The sequence below is a fragment of the Bacillus sp. FSL P2-0099 genome (assembly GCF_038007445.1).
GTDB lineage: Bacteria > Bacillota > Bacilli > Bacillales > Bacillaceae_G > Bacillus_A > Bacillus_A mycoides.
Genome location: NZ_JBBOXE010000001.1, coordinates 2,221,605 through 2,238,921, shown reverse-complemented (window position 1 = coordinate 2,238,921; position 17,317 = coordinate 2,221,605). Strand labels below are relative to the sequence as shown.

At 36.0% G+C, this 17,317-nt stretch carries 19 protein-coding genes and 4 pseudogenes; 5 read left to right on the top strand and 18 right to left on the bottom strand.

Features of this window, described 5'->3' with window-relative positions:
* Window positions 1–34 precede the first annotated feature (34 nt).
* Window positions 35–640 (bottom strand): annotated as a pseudogene (locus tag MKY90_RS11495) (N-acetylmuramoyl-L-alanine amidase); the annotation flags it as partial.
* A gap of 5 nt (window positions 641–645) precedes the next feature.
* A pseudogene (locus tag MKY90_RS11490) lies at window positions 646–741 on the bottom strand (DNA (cytosine-5-)-methyltransferase); the annotation flags it as partial.
* A 131-nt stretch (window positions 742–872) separates the two neighbouring features.
* Here MKY90_RS11490 and MKY90_RS30410 point away from each other — a divergent pair.
* A pseudogene (locus MKY90_RS30410) lies at window positions 873–929 on the top strand (exosporium leader peptide-containing protein); the annotation flags it as partial.
* Between the two features lie 132 nt (window positions 930–1,061).
* On the opposite strand, the gene MKY90_RS11485 reads toward MKY90_RS30410, so the two are convergent.
* Entirely contained in the window at window positions 1,062–1,499 is a 438-nt protein-coding gene (locus MKY90_RS11485; RefSeq protein ID WP_235711965.1) for a hypothetical protein, read from the bottom strand.
* 726 nt (window positions 1,500–2,225) lie between these two features.
* Here MKY90_RS11485 and MKY90_RS11480 point away from each other — a divergent pair.
* The 3 genes and pseudogenes from MKY90_RS11480 (at window position 2,226) to MKY90_RS11470 (ending at window position 4,364) form a co-directional block, all read left to right on the top strand.
* Window positions 2,226–2,548, top strand: a pseudogene (locus tag MKY90_RS11480) (site-specific integrase).
* Between the two features lie 43 nt (window positions 2,549–2,591).
* On the top strand, window positions 2,592–2,906 hold the full coding sequence (locus tag MKY90_RS11475; RefSeq protein ID WP_000658777.1) for a thioredoxin family protein: 315 nt from the start codon (window positions 2,592–2,594) through the stop codon (window positions 2,904–2,906).
* Window positions 2,907–3,482: 576 nt separating this feature from the next.
* On the top strand, window positions 3,483–4,364 hold the full coding sequence (locus tag MKY90_RS11470) for a cation diffusion facilitator family transporter (protein WP_002085782.1): 882 nt from the start codon (window positions 3,483–3,485) through the stop codon (window positions 4,362–4,364).
* Here the strand turns inward: MKY90_RS11470 and MKY90_RS11465 are convergent.
* The 5 genes from MKY90_RS11465 to MKY90_RS11445 form a co-directional block, all read right to left on the bottom strand.
* On the bottom strand, window positions 4,354–4,989 hold the full coding sequence (locus MKY90_RS11465) for a phosphatase PAP2 family protein (RefSeq protein ID WP_002127255.1): 636 nt from the start codon (window positions 4,987–4,989) through the stop codon (window positions 4,354–4,356). The genes MKY90_RS11470 and MKY90_RS11465 overlap by 11 nt on opposite strands.
* 77 nt (window positions 4,990–5,066) lie before the next feature.
* A complete protein-coding gene (locus MKY90_RS11460; RefSeq protein ID WP_002202111.1) occupies window positions 5,067–5,822 on the bottom strand; it encodes a sporulation protein in 756 nt (251 codons plus the stop codon).
* Window positions 5,804–6,625, bottom strand: coding sequence for a serine/threonine protein kinase (locus tag MKY90_RS11455; RefSeq protein ID WP_098167753.1), 822 nt, complete (start codon window positions 6,623–6,625; stop codon window positions 5,804–5,806). Before MKY90_RS11455 ends, MKY90_RS11460 begins: the two co-directional genes overlap by 19 nt.
* Window positions 6,625–6,807, bottom strand: coding sequence for a hypothetical protein (locus tag MKY90_RS11450; RefSeq protein ID WP_063219597.1), 183 nt, complete (start codon window positions 6,805–6,807; stop codon window positions 6,625–6,627). The genes MKY90_RS11455 and MKY90_RS11450 overlap by 1 nt, the downstream gene beginning before the upstream one ends.
* Window positions 6,808–6,917: 110 nt before the next feature.
* Window positions 6,918–7,097, bottom strand: a complete 180-nt coding sequence (locus MKY90_RS11445) for a YozD family protein (RefSeq protein ID WP_002012644.1) — start codon at window positions 7,095–7,097, stop codon at window positions 6,918–6,920.
* 148 nt (window positions 7,098–7,245) lie between these two features.
* Between MKY90_RS11445 and MKY90_RS11440 the strand changes: the two genes are divergently transcribed.
* Complete coding sequence (locus MKY90_RS11440) at window positions 7,246–7,413, top strand: DUF3930 family protein (RefSeq protein ID WP_000456534.1); 168 nt, start codon at window positions 7,246–7,248, stop codon at window positions 7,411–7,413.
* Window positions 7,414–7,417: 4 nt separating this feature from the next.
* Here the strand turns inward: MKY90_RS11440 and MKY90_RS11435 are convergent, their stop codons facing one another.
* The 10 genes from MKY90_RS11435 to MKY90_RS11390 form a co-directional block, all read right to left on the bottom strand.
* Window positions 7,418–8,080 carry a hypothetical protein gene (locus MKY90_RS11435; protein WP_002012647.1) on the bottom strand — a complete coding sequence of 221 codons (663 nt, stop codon included), beginning with the start codon at window positions 8,078–8,080 and terminating at the stop codon, window positions 7,418–7,420.
* 273 nt (window positions 8,081–8,353) lie between these two features.
* The gene (locus tag MKY90_RS11430) at window positions 8,354–8,569 is read right to left on the bottom strand and encodes a YozE family protein (protein ID WP_002085796.1); all 216 of its coding nucleotides are present in this window, start codon (window positions 8,567–8,569) and stop codon (window positions 8,354–8,356) included.
* Window positions 8,570–8,641: 72 nt separating this feature from the next.
* Window positions 8,642–8,914, bottom strand: a complete 273-nt coding sequence (locus MKY90_RS11425) for a YokU family protein (RefSeq protein WP_002085797.1) — start codon at window positions 8,912–8,914, stop codon at window positions 8,642–8,644.
* Window positions 8,911–10,329, bottom strand: a complete 1,419-nt coding sequence (ablA, locus tag MKY90_RS11420) for a lysine 2,3-aminomutase (RefSeq protein WP_002012651.1) — start codon at window positions 10,327–10,329, stop codon at window positions 8,911–8,913. Before ablA ends, MKY90_RS11425 begins: the two co-directional genes overlap by 4 nt.
* Before the next feature lie 210 nt (window positions 10,330–10,539).
* Window positions 10,540–11,925, bottom strand: coding sequence for an arginine utilization transcriptional regulator RocR (gene rocR, locus MKY90_RS11415; protein ID WP_003189045.1), 1,386 nt, complete (start codon window positions 11,923–11,925; stop codon window positions 10,540–10,542).
* A gap of 178 nt (window positions 11,926–12,103) precedes the next feature.
* Complete coding sequence (gene ablB, locus MKY90_RS11410) at window positions 12,104–13,003, bottom strand: putative beta-lysine N-acetyltransferase (RefSeq protein WP_002127248.1); 900 nt, start codon at window positions 13,001–13,003, stop codon at window positions 12,104–12,106.
* A complete protein-coding gene (locus MKY90_RS11405) occupies window positions 13,000–14,268 on the bottom strand; it encodes a peptidase (RefSeq protein WP_341091375.1) in 1,269 nt (422 codons plus the stop codon). The genes ablB and MKY90_RS11405 overlap by 4 nt, the downstream gene beginning before the upstream one ends.
* Before the next feature lie 15 nt (window positions 14,269–14,283).
* Window positions 14,284–14,946: a CoA transferase subunit B gene (locus MKY90_RS11400; RefSeq protein ID WP_002127246.1), complete on the bottom strand. Its 663-nt coding sequence runs from the start codon at window positions 14,944–14,946 to the stop codon at window positions 14,284–14,286.
* Complete coding sequence (gene atoD / locus MKY90_RS11395; RefSeq protein ID WP_002085805.1) at window positions 14,931–15,629, bottom strand: acetate CoA-transferase subunit alpha; 699 nt, start codon at window positions 15,627–15,629, stop codon at window positions 14,931–14,933. Before atoD ends, MKY90_RS11400 begins: the two co-directional genes overlap by 16 nt.
* Window positions 15,626–16,936 (bottom strand): aspartate aminotransferase family protein, encoded by a 1,311-nt coding sequence (locus MKY90_RS11390; protein WP_002185938.1) that lies wholly within the window; start codon window positions 16,934–16,936, stop codon window positions 15,626–15,628. Before MKY90_RS11390 ends, atoD begins: the two co-directional genes overlap by 4 nt.
* Window positions 16,937–17,317: the final 381 nt, after the last annotated feature.

Here is a 17,317-nt window from a genome sequence, read left to right as displayed (position 1 = left end):
AAAAAAGCCGCCCAACAGGACGGCTCTTTTTACATTACTTAATCGTTACATGCTCCGCTTTAATCCATCGATTACCACCTATATCAATAGCATCTAAGTGTTTACCCCAAACACGATAAGGAACCGTACCATCGATGTTATCAATATGATTCGTACACTCAGGTTCGCTATGAACTGCAATTCCGTATCCTGGAGGATATTTAGAGTAGGCGCAGAACCATTGCACATCAAAATGCTCTAATTTCGCCCACTGCTTCTCGCTACCTAAACAAATCATATCCTTATCACCGCCACCCCAATATCCTTTAAAAATAAGATACGGGATTTTTTTCGTGATATTTCCTGTGTATTGCGAATCAGCAGGATTCTCATATAAATTCACGCCATAACCATCTGCGTATTTTGAAGTTGCGATTCCTTCAACTTTCTCATTATCTTGTTGCGGTTGTTCTTTTACCTTTTCAGTAGTTTGTGATTGGTTCTTAAACCAAGCTAATGACTTGCTACCCACAAGATAATTCAAATCACATTTACCGATACCGGGTACATTTCCTGTTTCCGTGTACTGCCAAATATCACAAGGATATGCTGGCTTATTACCGCCATAACGTGGAATCCATACAAAGTCATATTTCACGTTTGCCATTCTACATAATCAATTGCTTTATGATCTATCCCTAAATTAACAAGTGCCTTTCTTGGCGCTCCGATTCCTCCGAATAATTCAAGTATTTTAATCAAAGCCACCCCTCCCTTCTTGCTATTAAAATAGCGTTTTTATTAAATTTCCTAAATACAACCGCTTGTCCATTACACTTTGCTCTATCATTGCATTTACTATTAGTAATACGAACTTTTAGAGGTGAATTATATTGGACGAGTTTTTATCTTCTACTGCATTAAATCCGTGTTCGATTTGGCCGACACTTTCACCTATGCAACCCTTTCAATTCCCTACAGGTCCCACTGTTCAACAGGTGCTACTGGACCGACCGGATCAATCGGGCCAACTGGGAATACGGGATTGACAGGGAACACCGGACCTACTGGTATTACTGGACCTACTGGCGACACCGGTTGATTTCCCGCATTATTGTTGGTCCTCTCCATATACCAGCTTGCTTCCATTCCTTTTTCATTTTCCCGACATAAGAAGGACTACGATCATACATAATGCTAATATCTTTATCTGGAATGCCTTGTTGATTCAATTCGCGCACACGCTCCGGAGTAAGTCCGATGGGTTTGTCTTTTCGTTTTCCACCGTGCTCTTTCGGTTGTGTATCAAAATATCTATCCAACTGACGTAATTCTTGACCAGTCGGGCAGTTTTTACAAACACTAATACTAAAACAAGCATTATCTGAACGATTGTTATAACAACGTCTGCATTTCTGCTCTATGATATCGCCAATTTCGTATGTGATTTGGATGCGTTCTACTTTCGTTTCACTCATTAACCGAATTATTTCACATACACTATTCACTATCGATGCCATTCTTCTCTTCCCCCTTGAATAATTTTTCCAAATCAATACATACTATTTTCAAGCCGTCATATTCACGGCTAATACTTCTTTCTTTTGTTACAACAGAAGTAGGTAGATTCGTCACTTATCTGCTTTCTCTGTATATTTTTTTAAATATCTAAAAGACTACCTACAAGCTGTTTGAACTAGCAGCTTCACTCTTCTTGTAATGGGAAAGCAATTTATCACAATTGACTAGCTCATTCGACTCGCTGGCAGACAACCAAAATTGTTGTCTGCTTTTTGTATGAGATTTTTCATTATACATATACTACTCTTAGGCCTCTTTACCAATGCAAGCCATTTTGGTATTTTGAATTCCGACTAAGCTTTTTTATTGCATAGATTATTACATCTTTGACAACACTGGTTAAAAGCGCGTTTTCTGGTTATTCGTAGTTTTAATCCAGAATAATTTTTCTCCTATACAGGACAGCAGGTACGACTGCTTGTCCTTTTTTACTTATACTGCGTACTTTCCTTTTGGGTAGCCTCGAACAACATTGCTCACGCTGCTCCCCTTTTCCCATTCTGCAAACCTTTGTAACCAAGCTCCCCAACGTTCTTGTATGGAAGGATATTGATTTTGACAGACGTACCTTATCTGTTAATCATTCCCTCTCGCATATTACCAAAGAGTTTCATGAGCCTAAAACATCTTCAGGAAAGAGATTAATTGTTTTACCTGAAATTACTCTGCTGGCTCTTCAAGGACATCTTCAAAAAATCAATGAAGAAAAAGAACGGTATGGCGATGGAAATAATAATTATGATTTAGTTTGCCCAACCTATAATGTAACCCGTGCAATTTCAGAAGTTTGACACAGCTCCTGAAAAAGCTTATAAAGAAAAGTGAGGTTCCTAATATTCGTTTGCAGGATATAAGGCGTAAATCCGAAAATCGTAAGTAAACGATTAGGACATAAAAGAGTAGGGATCACATTAGACACCTACTCATATGTATACCAGACCTACAAGAAAAAGCAGTCGAAGATTTTGCAGTTACGGATTTTGCATAAAAAATACTAGCTTATCCGTGTGACATTGAGAGGAGTCAAAAACATGAAAGAAATCAAATCTGAACAAGAATTCAAAGACATCATCGCAAGCGAGGAGCCAGTAGTTGTTAAGTTCTTTACAACATGGTGCCCGGATTGCGTGCGTATGGACAACTTTATCGGAGATGTAATGGAAGAATTCAATAAGTTTGAATGGTATTCTATTAATAAAGATGAATTCCCAAGTATCGCGGAAGAGTATCAAGTAATGGGTATTCCAAGCCTGCTTGTTTATCAAAATGGCGAAAAGTTAGGTCACTTACATAGTGCAAATGCAAAAACGGAAGAGCAAGTTACTGAGTTTTTAGAAGCATACTAAGAAACGAAAAACCTCTGAAAAATCATCAGAGGTTTTTTTCGTTTTCAAATTATTCTTTGCCTTTGTCTCTTTCTGGAAAGTGAATATTATAATGCTTTCTCCCCTTCTTATTGAAGAATTTTGTTAGCATTTCTTATATATTACTCACATGAGGAATTACAAAGAGTCATTTTGCGAAAAATATATATGAAAAAAATTTTGAGAATCATTATTCTCGCCCTCTTTCCATTTGCCATAATCATCATTAATTGTTTAATAAAGTGAAACCTTAATCAGTGGGGTTTTTGTTCATCCCCCACTGATTATTAGCCTTCACCAATCGGGCGTTTACGGGCAGCCCGACTCCCGCCTAACTTCTTTGCTCCAACTGAATTTTGAGGTGGGGGTCTTACTGCCCTCAAATAGCGGGATAAATTTCTACTTTGTACTTTTCAACATATTTTTCCTTAACGAAACTTTGTTATCCCCTTCTTAAAAAGCTATAAAACGTCAACAATGTTTGTATAGACCCACACGAGTTTCGTTTGATACTCTATGTATAGAAAGAAATTCCTTGTAGAAAGGCGAGTGATTAAAATGGATTCTCTTTCTCATAAAGAAGCTGATAAAGGTGCTATTGTCAGCATTATAGCCTACATATTTTTATCCTCTATGAAAATCATCATCAGTTATATTACCCTCTCTAGCGCATTACGTGCTGACGGTTTGAATAACTTAACGGATATTGGTGCTTCTTTAGCAATATTAATTGGCCTGAAAATTTCTCGTAAGCCTCGTGACCCAGATCATCCATATGGGCATTCGCGTGCAGAACAAATCGCATCACTTGTTGCTTCCTTTATTATGGCAACGGTCGGATTAGAAGTTGTTATTAGTGCAATTCAATCGTTTTTCAATCCGAAACAAGCAGCACCTAATGTACTTGCAGCATGGGTGGCTTTATTTTCTGCTGTCGTTATGTACGGTGTATACAAGTATACGAAAAAGATTGCAATGCGAACAAAAAGTAAATCATTAGAGGCTGCTGCAAAAGATAATTTATCAGATGCTCTTGTAAGTATTGGTACAGTAGTAGGTATAGTCGGAGCACAGTTCCAAATGCCTATTTTGGACCCTATTGCTGCTTTACTTGTCGGTCTTATTATTTGTAAGACCGCGTGGGAAATTTTCGTAGAAGCTTCTCATATGCTAACGGATGGAATTGATCCTGAAAAAATGGATGAATACGCTGATGCTATAGGGCATATTTCAGGTGTAGAACATATTGTAGATATTCGTGCTCGTATGTATGGGAACCAAACGTATGTGGATATTACAATTGAAGTAGATGCTCGAATGGATGTTAGCGAAAGCCATTGTATTACTGACAATATTGAAGATATGCTTCGAAAAAAATTCGGAATTTACCATGCTCATATTCATGTGGAGCCCATGCAAAAAGAACCTATTATGACATAGGTTCTTTTTTAATGAACGCCTTATGAAATATAATACATAAAACGAGCCAGCTACCGCCCGCTGCCCATCCGGCTAATATGTCAGATGGATAGTGCACGCCAAGATAAATTCGGCTAACTGAAATAGATAATACAACGAAGCTTGCTATAAAAATAATCAGCAACTTTTTATGCAATGAAATACGATCTTCTGTAATTGTGACGTATGCAATAAATCCTAAAAAAGCAGTAGCATTCATCGTATGACCGCTCGGAAAGCTATATCCAGTTGCTGTAACAAGCTGCGTCACATCAGGTCGTGCTCGTTCATACCATAGTTTGAGCATGCTGTTCAAATAACGTGATCCGTAATAATTAATTGTTAGAAGTAATGCACTTAATATTTTTTTTCTAAGAAGAAAATACATTACAAGTATAATGAGTAACGGGAAATATATTCTTTTTGAACCGATAAAGGACACCCAAGTAAAATAGGTTGTCAAATACTCGTTTCGGAAACTTTGAATAAAGTGTGCGACTACATTATCAAATTTTTCAATACAAGCGGTATGATACGAAAGTGATAGTGCGACAAAACAAATGAGTAGTGTACAACTTAACAAGTATAAATGTCGGTATCGTTTCACATACATAACCTCACTATGCAAAAAAATGGAGCGGTTGTTTTAGTTTTCCTCTCCATTTCTTTTTTATGCATAGTTTATTAAAAAATATTATTGTTAATTTTTTGCTGCATCGTTGGAATATCTTCGTTTGTTACTGTAAAGCGAATAACCTTCTCATCAAGATCAAGTGCTTCTGCGAATAAACCAGCCAATCCACGTGATTTTCTATCTACTTCCATAATAATTTCTAATCGATCGTGGGCGCTTGGCAAAATTAATAATTCTAATTCATCTAATTTCCCATAATACTCTCCGGAAACTGGAATAAACTCAAATTCTTGTGCGAATGGAACTTGCTTACGTAATCGATACGGTAATTCTTCGCATTCTATATGACGCGCTTTAAAACCTAATTGATTTACACTATTTAATACACTGTTCAATAGCGCATTCGGCAATACTTGAATATAATCACGGTCACTTGGATCAATACTACGTTTAATATCAAGACCTGTATGAACCCAAACCGTTTTCATTCCAAGTGTTAGTGGTGCTTCAATTGGCATTAAAAACGAAAATGGAATTTCCACTTTTTCATTTGGCTCTACAGAAAATGGATCTGTTAAACGAACTCGCTCTAAATCATACGATGCAGTTACTTTTTTATCATCCACTTCCCTTACATATGACGTCGACAACGTTAAGTAAATGCTTTCAATTTCTTGGCTAACTGAACCTCCAGTTATATGAACCTTCCCTACTATCTCTTCTCCAACTGTATACTCATCTCTTTCAAGAACAGTATCTACTTTTGCACTTCCAATTCCAACGCTTGCTAAAAACTTTTGAAACATGGGGTCTCCATCCTTTCTAAAGCGTAAGCTACATCTTTTTTCAAATCTTGTACATTTTCATAGTATGGCGCTTTCATTTGTAACATTCGCATCAGCATGTCGCGATTATATTCTTCCAGCACTAACTCTTCATACCAAGGTTTTTCCTTTTTTTCAGTCGATTGATAACTAGCATACAATAAAAATAATACGAAATGACCGAGAGCATAAAAATCGCTACGAAAGTGAACTTCTCGCATCAAAGCTTGTTCACCTTCATAAGTTATAGCTCGCTCATCACCCTCACCTTTCAATTTAGCCAATCCAAAATCAATAATACTAATCTGATTTTCTTTCATTAATATGTTTGGAATACGTAAATCTCGGTGAATGATACCTTTACTATGAAAATACGAAACAATTCCTAGTACTTCATATAAAATTTCAAAAACTTCACGTTCATCATATACTTGCCCATCTAAGAAAATATGATCTTCGAAATTTCCCCCCGGCATATACTCCATCACAAAAAAGTTCTTTTTCTCCCATATGAAATGATCATGTAGATTAGGAATTGACGCATGATTTAATGTTTGTAACATCACTTTCTCTTGCTCAAATGATTTTCTACCAGACTCATATCTTTGTTTACTTTGCCTTAATTGTTTTAAGACTTTATATTTATTTATTTGTAAATCATTAACGACATATGTAACCCCATAACTGCCCATTCCAATTACTGATTCAATCTTATAACGCTCTGCAACGATTGTATTTTTTCGCAGTGGTCTATCAAATAAAGCTAGTATACGACGCCATTTCATCAGCTACTTGAAAAGAAGCTACGGCTTTTACGTTTTCTTTTATAATGCTGATGCCCATAACCAGATGAACGTCGTTTATAGTCGCTACTTGAATAAGAGCGCCCTCTATGACGATGATCACTACTTGAATACGAACGATGTTTTTTCTTTCCTAATAAAGAATCAATAATTTTTTTGAACATCCCTTCACCTCTTGTATAAAATTTTCTTTTAATTATACCAACAATTCTTGTCTATATTTGTGACAAGTTTGTAAAGAGTAAAAAACGACGAGTTAAGCCCGCCGTTACTTTCAATCTTCCTCTTCATCAAAAACTTCATCAATCATGCATTTCTCTAATAAATACTCAAATGTAATATCTGCCAGGTCCTCAATTTCTTCTCTTTTTGGAACGTACCCTCTTTCAATTAGTCGCTCATAAAAAAACTCCGCAATCTCTTCCGTGTCAATTACGACTTCAATTTCCTTCATGAGCATCACTCCTTTATTTCTGTTTTATGAAAAAATCTCAAAATTATGTATATGAGATTAGAAAAATAGTTTTTCTTTTTTATAAGTCATATCATGTAGGTAAAGGGCATACGATGTTAGTACAAGCTATCCAAAGGGGGAAATAATAATGGAATACCAATATGAAGTAGATCAAGAAGTAGGGCAAACAAAAGAAGAGTTCATGCATGAAGATCAATGGGCAGACTCTCTTATTAAATGGCTTTTTATTTTTTTAATAATTGTAGGCATACCTTATACTGCATATGTTGTTGTTCAATTTATTCTCTCTTTCTAGTTAACTATTTTTTCTCTGTCAATTTAACTAAATAATTTTGAACAACATCCATAACAATTTTATATTCTTCATCTTTAAATGTATCGAATAATAAATGATAATCATTATAAATATCTAATAACCCATCAATAATTTCTTGGCGATTCGTCTTTACACTTACTTTTTTCGAATTGTTAATCGACTTCAATTTTCCTAAATCCAATTTATTCATACCAGCTTTATCTTGTTTCATTTTCTTCAAAATTGCATTTGCCGTTTGTGCATTGGCAAGTAATGTTAAATCTGATTCATCAGCTTCTAACCATTCACCATCAGTAATTCGTGACAATTCATATATAGTATCTTCCCATGCATCATTTTTATATCTCCATACTTCTGTACGAAAACCAACAATACGAAAAACATCTTTATCATATCCAGTTACTTGCACGAGATCACCAAAAGTAAAGTTATAATTTAATTCAATCCACTCTGTGTCGCCCTTTTTCATTTCTTGCTCTGTTACATGCTGTAAAGTTTGCTCAACGTAAAACCCATCGTGATTATTTACTTCGTATACGTAAACTCCATCTAAAACTTTCATATTTGTAACTTTCCCAACGGTTCCATATAGCGTAATCACGACTATGTCCCCTACGTTATATTTAGGTTGTTTTTTCCTTGCCATCAATATCTCTCCTTTTTTAAACGTCGTGATTTTGATAACAGTATATGCAACCTACATAAAAACGCTTATCACAGAAGCTTATATTCATAAATTTTTTCAATAAAAAAGTAGAATTTGTATATAACTTAAAAAAGCTAGTATTTAAACTAGCTTTCACTTTTCATTTATGTTCTAACAACAAGACGTATTGTAAATAAAAAAGCATAATGAATACTTCACTTCTTTCAAAGTAATGTATTCATTATGCTTTCATTTTCCTAAAACTTCATATCGTTATCTCTCTTGTATATATAAATCCCATGCATCATCAAATATAGACATACTTTCTAGCATTCCACTTAACTCTAAGTATGAACTAATTACATCATAGTCTTCAGATTGCTTCGGAAAACTTAAATCATCATACATCGCCTCTGCTAAATCTGATATTTCATTTTTAAATAAAGCTGCACGGTGCTTCATCATATAATGGTAAAATGTCTTTTTCAAAAATATTCCCTACCTTTCTAACTTGGGTACATTATACAAGGCAAAAAAGAAAAAAACCAGCATAAAAGCTGGTTAAAAGTCGAAATAATTCCTTTTTAATAAACGTGGTCTTCCCATCAACTCTTCGTATGTTAGTTGTTTTGGCAAATCTTTCGTATAAATTAAAAACAACTGATCTTCAATTTCTTTTACAGTATGGTCTGCTTGATAGTCCATTCCACATGAGGAACAAGTAATACATGGTGTCTCTTGGATTTCAATGGCTTTCGTACCATCTGGTAATTCCCAATATACAGTATTCAAGCTTTCTTTCGCTTCTGTACTGTCACACCACATACAATTCATACTACGTCACCCTCATTTTTTTTGTCATCATCTAACTTTGCTATTTGTGCTTGATATTTTTTATCTTTTAATTGATCACGCTTATCACGTTTATCTTTTAAAGAAGCATGCGTTTCATTGACTTCATAATCTTTGCGGCGATTCATACGTTGTAAATCATCTGGAACAAGATTAAATTTCTTATCACTCATCAATCCTGCAACGCCGATATCAGAACGTTTCTCTTCATAAGTCGGATAAATTTCTTTAAAGTAGCCTTCTGCTCTTCCTGGGATATAGTTTTCTGGTTCTGGATACGTTGTAATAACCCCTTCAAAGTTACGAAGAACAACTTTATCCGCACTTTGTGAAATTAAATAGTTTGGCTGAAGCGCAATTTTTCCGCCTCCACCCGGTGCATCGACAACGAAAGTTGGTACTGCATAACCAGACGTATGTCCACGTAAGCCTTCAATAATTTCAAGACCTTTCGAAACTGGTGCACGGAAATGACCGATACCTTCTGATAAATCACATTGATAAATGTAATATGGACGAACACGAATTTTCACTAAATCATGCATAAGTTTTTTCATAATTGGAACGCTGTCATTAATTCCAGCTAAAATTACAGCTTGGTTTCCAATTGGAACACCTGCATTTGCAAGCATTTCACATGCTAGTTTCGATTCTTCTGTAATCTCAATAGAAGTGTTAAAATGAGTATTTAACCATACTGGATGGTATTTTTTAATTATGTTACACAGGTTTTCTGTAATACGCTGTGGGAATACAACTGGTGCTCTCGTTCCGATACGAATAATCTCAACATGCGGGATTGCTCGTAAATTCTTTAATACATATTCTAAAATTTTATCATTAATTAGAAGTCCATCACCGCCAGAAATTAAAACGTCACGTACTTGTGGTGTTTCACTAATATAAGCAATCGCATCATCTAATTGCTTTTTCGGTACGCCCATTCCAATTTGTCCACTAAAACGACGACGTGTACAGTAACGACAATACATAGAACATTGATTCGTTACTAAAAATAGTACACGGTCTGGATAACGATGAGTTAATCCTGGAACTGGTGAATCTTCATCTTCATGAAGAGGATCTTCTAAATCATATTTTGTTTTATATAACTCTTCCGAAATCGGTACTGATTGCATCCGAATCGGACAGCGTGGGTCATCAGGATTCATTAGCCAAGCATAGTACGGTGTAATGTTTAACGGGATCGTTTTCGTTGAAATTTTAACGCCTTCTTCTTCGTCAGGTGTTAAGTTAATTACTTTCTTTAAATCATCTAAAGTTTTGATCGTATTCGTTAATTGCCAAACCCAATCATTCCATTGTTCTTCTGTAACATCTTTCCATAATTCAATATCCTTCCAGTGACGATTTGGTTTGTATACATCATGTAACATTGCTATTCCCCCTTTTTATACGCTCATCCTTTATATAAGCAATAATTATGCCAACTTCATATTCTTGATAAGTAAATGCGAGAAATACCCTATTATATAAGAGAATAAATATTTTTAAGTGCTGTACTAAAACGATATTTACTATCATATTCATTACTTGTTATATATGTAAACGCTCTTTTATTGGTGCAAACACACAAAAACCGCCGATTATTCGGCGGTTTTGTCGTACTTGCTCAGTTTATATTGAAGCGTTTGACGAGGAATACCTAACATTTTTGCTGCTTGCAAAATATTCCCTTCCGTTTCAATTAACGCTTGATCTATTAATTCCTTTTCCGTTTGATGAAGAGCTTCCCTAAGCGGTAATATACTTTTCTTCTTCGGAAGTTTCTCTTTCCGAAATGTTCGTGGCAAGCAATTTGCTGTTAACGAATTCCCTTCTGTAATAATGACAGCATGTTCAATCGTATGCTTTAACTCACGAACATTTCCAGGCCATTGATAAGCTTGTAATCTTTCTTTCGCTTCCTTATCAATTTGAAGTACACCTTTTTTATAACTTTTATTATATTCTTTCAAAAAGTAAGACGCTAATAACAGTACATCCTCAGTTCTTTCGCGAAGCGGCGGGATATATAATGAAAATACATTTAATCGATAGTATAAATCAGTGCGAATTTTATTTTCTCTTAAACATACTTCTGGAGGCTGATTCATTGCAGTAATAACGCGAACATCTACTTTTCTCGTCTTATTATCACCAATGCGACGAATAACTCCATCTTCTAATACACGTAGCATTTTTGCTTGTAAATCAAGCGGCATTGAATTCAGTTCATCTAAAAATAATGTCCCTCCATCTACAAGTTCAAATAATCCTGCTCGTTCGATTGCCCCTGTATAACTACCTTTTGTCGTGCCAAACAGCAAACTTTCTAATAGCGACTCTGGCAAAGCTGCACAGTTTTGTGCAATAAACGGCTTATTTTTTCGTTTAGAAGCTTCATGAATCGCTTGCACAAATAGCTCTTTCCCCGTTCCAGTTTCACCATATATTAAAACATTCGCATCGGTTGGCGCTACTTTTTGTGCTAACTCTTTCGTCTGTTTAAAGCGGGAATCATCAGTTACAATTGTCTCGAATGCAACATGCTTTTTCACCGTTTTTTTGCTAGTCGATCGTTTTATTTTCGATTGTAGATCTACAATCGTATCAGTAAGCTTTTGAATAGTAGAATAATCTTTCGCAATTTCTACAGCACCAGCAATATTTCCATCTATTAAAATAGGTAACGTTGTATTGACCGTACAAACGTCTTCCCCATTTAAATTTTGGTAATGTTGAACTTGGTGTACGATTGGTTTTTTTGTATCTAATACTTTCATCAACGTACTTGTTTCTCTGGATAATGACGGGAATGCTTCTAATAAATGCTTTCCTAGCACATTTTCAATTTTAGATCCATCATGTTTTGCAGCAACTGTATTATAAAATATTGTAATCCCATTTTCATCTACTGCATGTATGGCCTCATCTATACTGCCCAAAATCGCTTCAATGACTTCCTGTGTCGAAACTGCTAGCAATGTCATCCCCCCTTTTGCCGAAAATCCAGCAAATTCAACGCCGAATTTTCGGCACCCTCTGTGCGATTATAAGCATGACGATTCCGTTCTATTATTTTGATGAAATGTGTATATATTTTTATTGCTTATTTATGGTTAAGTGAAACTTTAATCAGTGGGGCTTTATTATTAACCCGACTCCCACCTAACTTCTTTGCTTTACAGCCGAATTTTGAGGCGGGAGTCTTACTGCTTTCGAATAGCTGGATAAATCTTTCACCCATATATTCATATCTTCCAACTTATCAAAAATGTAGCAATTATTCGCAAGCCTTCCCGTATATGTATAGCCTAATTGATGAAAGGCTGCATTCATACCGAAAGATAGCGAGCGAGCAATTGTATAAGAACAAAAAATAGATTTTTCTTGGAGTTCTTCCTCCAATTTAATTAACAGACTTTTCATGAAACCATGTTTTCGATATTCAGGTAATGTAGCACAATTCGTTAATTCTGCATTACCTTCTTTCACGTTCATTTCAGCAGATGCTGTACTAATAATTTTCCCCTCGAATTCATAAACATAGTAAATTGTATCGTCTTCCTTCATCGTCTGCTTTACATAATTCCCATCATTTAAAGGTGTCGGATAAACTTCAAATACTTTTCCAAAGACAATTGCTAATTCTTCCGCATCCTCTTCTGTCGCTTTTCTTAACACAAATTCCTCTGGGACTATTTTTTCTTTCACTTCTTTTTCTTTTACACCACTTAAAATAGTATCTTCCTCAGTCCAATGAATACTATTTCGTCTTTCATCATTATGATATTTCACGAAGAAGTGCGCATCGTGCCCTTGAAAATAATGAGGTATTGTTGCTTCCAGTAAGAAACCGAAAGAGAGCCATGTTGAAACATGCTCTCCCTTTCCTTTAATAATACATTTAGTGAAAGAATGTTTCTTTGCTAATTCATCGATTGTTTGTATGATGCTTTCAACATTTCCTGTATAGTGATCAATTCTAATACGTTTATTAAAATAATCTAAAACCCCTTCTACTGTATAATGCTTTGTCTGTTCACTAAAAGATTCATAGTATTTCATTTTTTCACCTCACACCAATCTAGTAATGTACATGCAATTATTTTTGCGGCAGCAATCATTTTATCAACTTCTATATATTCGTTTGGATAGTGTGCTACTTTCGTCTCTCCTGGACCAAATACTATCGTGGGTACATTAGCTATTTGTGTGAACAAACCTCCATCTGTTCCCCATGGCGAAGCTTCTATAATCGGCTCGTTCCCTTCGATTTCAACAAAATTATGTTGAAGCGTTGTAATAAGTGGATGATTTTCTTCTAGTTCACCAGGAACCCATCTAGCCCCAAACCATTCTACTTCTACAGGATTTTTTACAAACCAACTATCCACATCTTTTAATTCACCAATCCAGCCCTCAAACTCTTCTTTTGCTGCCTCTATAGTCTCATTCGGCGCAATACCACATCTTCCTTCTAAAATTAATGAATCGGGAACAGAACTTGGCCAGCTTCCCCCTTCAATTTTCCCAACGTTAATTGGAATTGGAATCGGAATCCCCTTAAATAACGGATCTGTAATTCTACCATTTCTCTTCTCTTCTAATTTTCTCAAATGCTCTACAACAAACATACTTTTTTCAATTGCACTTACTCCTTCATAACGTGTACCACCGTGTGCTGCTTTTCCTTTTATATGTAGACGAAACCACATTGATCCTTGTTGTTTCGGAAAAAACTTCATATTCGTCGGCTCAGGAATAATAACGCCATCTGCCTTATATCCTCGTAAAATAGCGGCTAATGTTCCTGCCCCACCGCTCTCTTCTTCTATTACACTTTGAAAATGTATATCACCTTTTAGTTTAATACCAGATTCAATAATCGCTTCCATCGCAAGCATAAGTGAGACATTGCCGCCTTTCATATCTGTTGTTCCACGTCCATATATGCGGTTTCCTATTTTCTCTCCACTATATGGATGATGGTCCCACTGATTTACATCCCCTTCTGGCACGACATCAATATGCCCGTTTAAAATCATAGATTTCCCTTCGCCACTTCCTTTTAAAGTCGCTACAATGTTCGGGCTATCTGTAAAACTTATACGAGGTGATACGAAATAAGGGTGATCTTTCATTTCCTTAAAAGCAGGCTCCCAAATATCAAGATCTAGACCTAACTCACGCAACTTTTCAATAACAATTGCCTGTGCACCACTTTCATCACCAGATACGCTCTTTTCTTGAATTAATCGTGTTAAAAATTTTACACTCTCTTCTTCATGACCCTCAATATAATCACAAACTTGTTTTTTTAATTGCTCCATATATTACAACTCCCCTCATTCAATTACTAGTAAATTTGAGCTTATATGAAAATCAGCTGTCGTATGTCGTTTTACATCTTCTACAGTATATGGACTCATTAATTCTTGTAAGACAAGTCCTCTTTGGGTTACTTCCATGACAGCCATGTCTGTAATAATTAAATCTACACATTTTTTCGAAGTTAATGGCAATGTACATTCCGAAACAATCTTTGCATTTCCGTATTTATCAACATGATTCATCACAACAACGACCCGCTTCGCTTTTTGCGCTAAATCCATCGCTCCTCCAATACCTGGAACGCGTTTTCCTGGTACAATCCAGTTCGCTAAATCACCATTTTCACTTACTTGTAACGAACCAAGTATCGTAACATCAAGTAATCCTTTTCGAATCATGCCAAACGCCATGCAGCTATCAAAATAACTTGCTCCTGTAATAAGAGATGTTGGTAAACCAGCTGCGTTACATAAATTCTCATCTTCATTCCCTTTACTTGGCGTTGGTCCCATACCAACAATACCGTTTTCCGCATGAAACATAACATTCATATCTTCTGGCAAATGATTCGGTACAAGCGATGGAATTCCAATACCTAAATTTACAAGCATACCATTCTGAATTTCTTTCGCTGCACGTCTTGCAATCTTATCTCTTACTTCTACGCCCATACCCATTTCCAATTCACTCCTTCCGATGGCACGATATAATTTACAAATACACCTGGGACGACAATTTCTTCTGGATCTAAACTTCCAAGTGGAACAATTTCTTCTGCTTCTACAATCGTTATGTCACCAGCCATAGCTACGTGTGGATTCATATTACGAGCGCTTTTATCAAATACAAGATTGCCAAACGGATCCGCTTTTTTCGCATATACAATTGCGACTTCAGCCGTTAAAGCTGTTTCAACTAAATATGTCTTTCCATTCATTTCAACTGTACGCTTTCCTTCTTCTACAATCGTATCAACACCAACATCAACTAAAATACCACCAAGCCCTACACCACCAGCGCGAATACGCTCTGCGAGTGTTCCTTGCGGAGAGAATTCAATTTGCAATCTTCCTTCATTTAATTGTCTTCCCGCATTTGGATTTGACCCAATATGAGAAGTAACTAAAGATTTAACCCTTTCATTCGTAACAAGACGACCGATTCCTACATCAGGAAATCCAGTATCATTTCCTATTAAATTTAAATTTGTAATGCCTTTATCTAAAACAGCTTGAATTAAAGATGGAGGTGATCCGATTCCTCCAAATCCCCCAAACATTAATGTCATATCATCATGGAACAAAGAAATTACTTCCTCTATTTCTTTTAATTTACCGAATGTATTTGTAATAGTTGTCATGCGATACTATGCCCTCCTTTTTGCATCATCTCTTCCACGCTCTTTACAAAAATTGAAAGTAATTCATCTAACTCGGAATATGTAGTTGTCATTGGTGGTGCAACAAGCAGTGCACTATCCTCTTTTCCTGCTTGCCCTGAAACAGCTTGGTATAAGAGCAGTCCATTTTTAGCAGCAACTGAAATAAGCTCCGACGCTTTTGTAAACGGTTGCAATTCTATTCCAATTAGCAATCCTTTTCCACGCACATCGGCAATGATTGTCGATTGTTGCTGAACTTTCTGCAAACCTTTTAATAAATACTCTCCCTTTTCTGCTGTTTTTTCAGGTAAATTATGTTTCTCCATATATTCAATAACTGCTAAAGCCGTTGCTGCAGACAATGGATTTGCACTAAGCGTATGCCCGCTCATTACAGAACGTGATCCACGTAAAATCGGCTCCATAACACGGTCACTTACTATTGTCGCTGCCATTGGTGTATAACCCGCTCCTAGCCCCTTACCAAGGGTCATAATATCCGGTTCTACACCCCAGTGCTCCATAGCAAACCATGCACCAGTACGACCAAGTCCAGTCATTACTTCATCCGCAATAAATAATATATCGTAATGACTACAAATATCTTTAATTACTTTATAGTATTCTTTCGGCGGGACAACCGCGCCTCCAGCAGCTCCGATAATCGGTTCAGCAATAAAAGCTGCAATATGTTCTGCACCAATTCGATCAATCGCTCTTTCTAGTTCAGTCGCACAAGAAAGTTGACATGTTGGATATACCTTTTGTACAGGACATCTAAAACAGTATGGAGCTGGAATAGTTGGATAATCTTCCAAAATAGAAACGAAACGTTGTCTGCGCAGTGGATGCCCAGACATAGATAAAGCTCCCATTGTAATCCCGTGATAGCTCATCCACCGTGACAAAATTTTATGTTTCCCTTGAATGCCACGCTCCTGAAAATGCTGAATTGCGATTTTCATAGCTGTTTCATTTGCTTCCGTACCACTATTCACAAAAAAGCTCCAGTTCAAATCTCCTACAGATAAATCACTTAACTTCTTCGCTAATTTTTCAGCTGGTTCACTCGTAAACTGTGATCTATAAACGAAAGCGATCTCCTCTGCCTGTTTTTTAATAACTTCTGCTATCTCTGCTACGCCATGTCCAATACCTGCCGTAATCGCTCCAGACGAACCATCAAAATATTTATTTCCGTTTTGATCATACAAATACACACCTTTTCCATGTGAAATCATCGGATACGGCTGACCAACAAGTGGTTTAATTAAGTAATCGCGCATAGCGCTCCCCCATTTCTCCAATTTGTATATGTATATGAAGAAAATTGACGTTTCTTTCATAAAAAAGAATCCTCTGCAAAAGCAGTGAATTTATCAAAAAACTATTATAAAATATACAAATGACTGCTAAATATTATTTTAAAAACAGAAAATTCAGAACTTGAAATGAAGACCAATCTTACCTATACGCTTAAATACCCCTTCCTGATTTAAGATAACAGCAAATTGAATATTTTTTTAATATAATATCAGCTTCCCTCAATTGCTGACATTGTGTAAACTTCGACGGAACTCCCGTTATTCTCCTTCCTATTATCCTACTTTATATTGCATATTTTCAAACAAAATTCGACATTTTACTTCGCCTCATTTATCATAACT

Bases quoted from the DNA above. Each gene is read 5' to 3' on its own strand.
- MKY90_RS11485 (WP_235711965.1), bottom strand. From the start codon at position 1,499: ATGGCATCGATAGTGAATAGTGTATGTGAAATAATTCGGTTAATGAGT.
- MKY90_RS11475 (WP_000658777.1), top strand. From the start codon at position 2,592: ATGAAAGAAATCAAATCTGAACAAGAATTCAAAGACATCATCGCAAGC.
- MKY90_RS11470 (WP_002085782.1), top strand. From the start codon at position 3,483: ATGGATTCTCTTTCTCATAAAGAAGCTGATAAAGGTGCTATTGTCAGC.
- MKY90_RS11460 (WP_002202111.1), bottom strand. From the start codon at position 5,822: ATGTTTCAAAAGTTTTTAGCAAGCGTTGGAATTGGAAGTGCAAAAGTA.
- MKY90_RS11455 (WP_098167753.1), bottom strand. From the start codon at position 6,625: ATGAAATGGCGTCGTATACTAGCTTTATTTGATAGACCACTGCGAAAA.
- MKY90_RS11450 (WP_063219597.1), bottom strand. From the start codon at position 6,807: ATGTTCAAAAAAATTATTGATTCTTTATTAGGAAAGAAAAAACATCGT.
- MKY90_RS11445 (WP_002012644.1), bottom strand. From the start codon at position 7,097: ATGAAGGAAATTGAAGTCGTAATTGACACGGAAGAGATTGCGGAGTTT.
- MKY90_RS11440 (WP_000456534.1), top strand. From the start codon at position 7,246: ATGGAATACCAATATGAAGTAGATCAAGAAGTAGGGCAAACAAAAGAA.
- MKY90_RS11435 (WP_002012647.1), bottom strand. From the start codon at position 8,080: ATGGCAAGGAAAAAACAACCTAAATATAACGTAGGGGACATAGTCGTG.
- MKY90_RS11425 (WP_002085797.1), bottom strand. From the start codon at position 8,914: ATGAATTGTATGTGGTGTGACAGTACAGAAGCGAAAGAAAGCTTGAAT.
- ablA (WP_002012651.1), bottom strand. From the start codon at position 10,329: ATGTTACATGATGTATACAAACCAAATCGTCACTGGAAGGATATTGAA.
- rocR (WP_003189045.1), bottom strand. From the start codon at position 11,925: ATGACATTGCTAGCAGTTTCGACACAGGAAGTCATTGAAGCGATTTTG.
- ablB (WP_002127248.1), bottom strand. From the start codon at position 13,003: ATGAAATACTATGAATCTTTTAGTGAACAGACAAAGCATTATACAGTA.
- MKY90_RS11405 (WP_341091375.1), bottom strand. From the start codon at position 14,268: ATGGAGCAATTAAAAAAACAAGTTTGTGATTATATTGAGGGTCATGAA.
- MKY90_RS11400 (WP_002127246.1), bottom strand. From the start codon at position 14,946: ATGGGTATGGGCGTAGAAGTAAGAGATAAGATTGCAAGACGTGCAGCG.
- atoD (WP_002085805.1), bottom strand. From the start codon at position 15,629: ATGACAACTATTACAAATACATTCGGTAAATTAAAAGAAATAGAGGAA.
- MKY90_RS11390 (WP_002185938.1), bottom strand. From the start codon at position 16,936: ATGCGCGATTACTTAATTAAACCACTTGTTGGTCAGCCGTATCCGATG.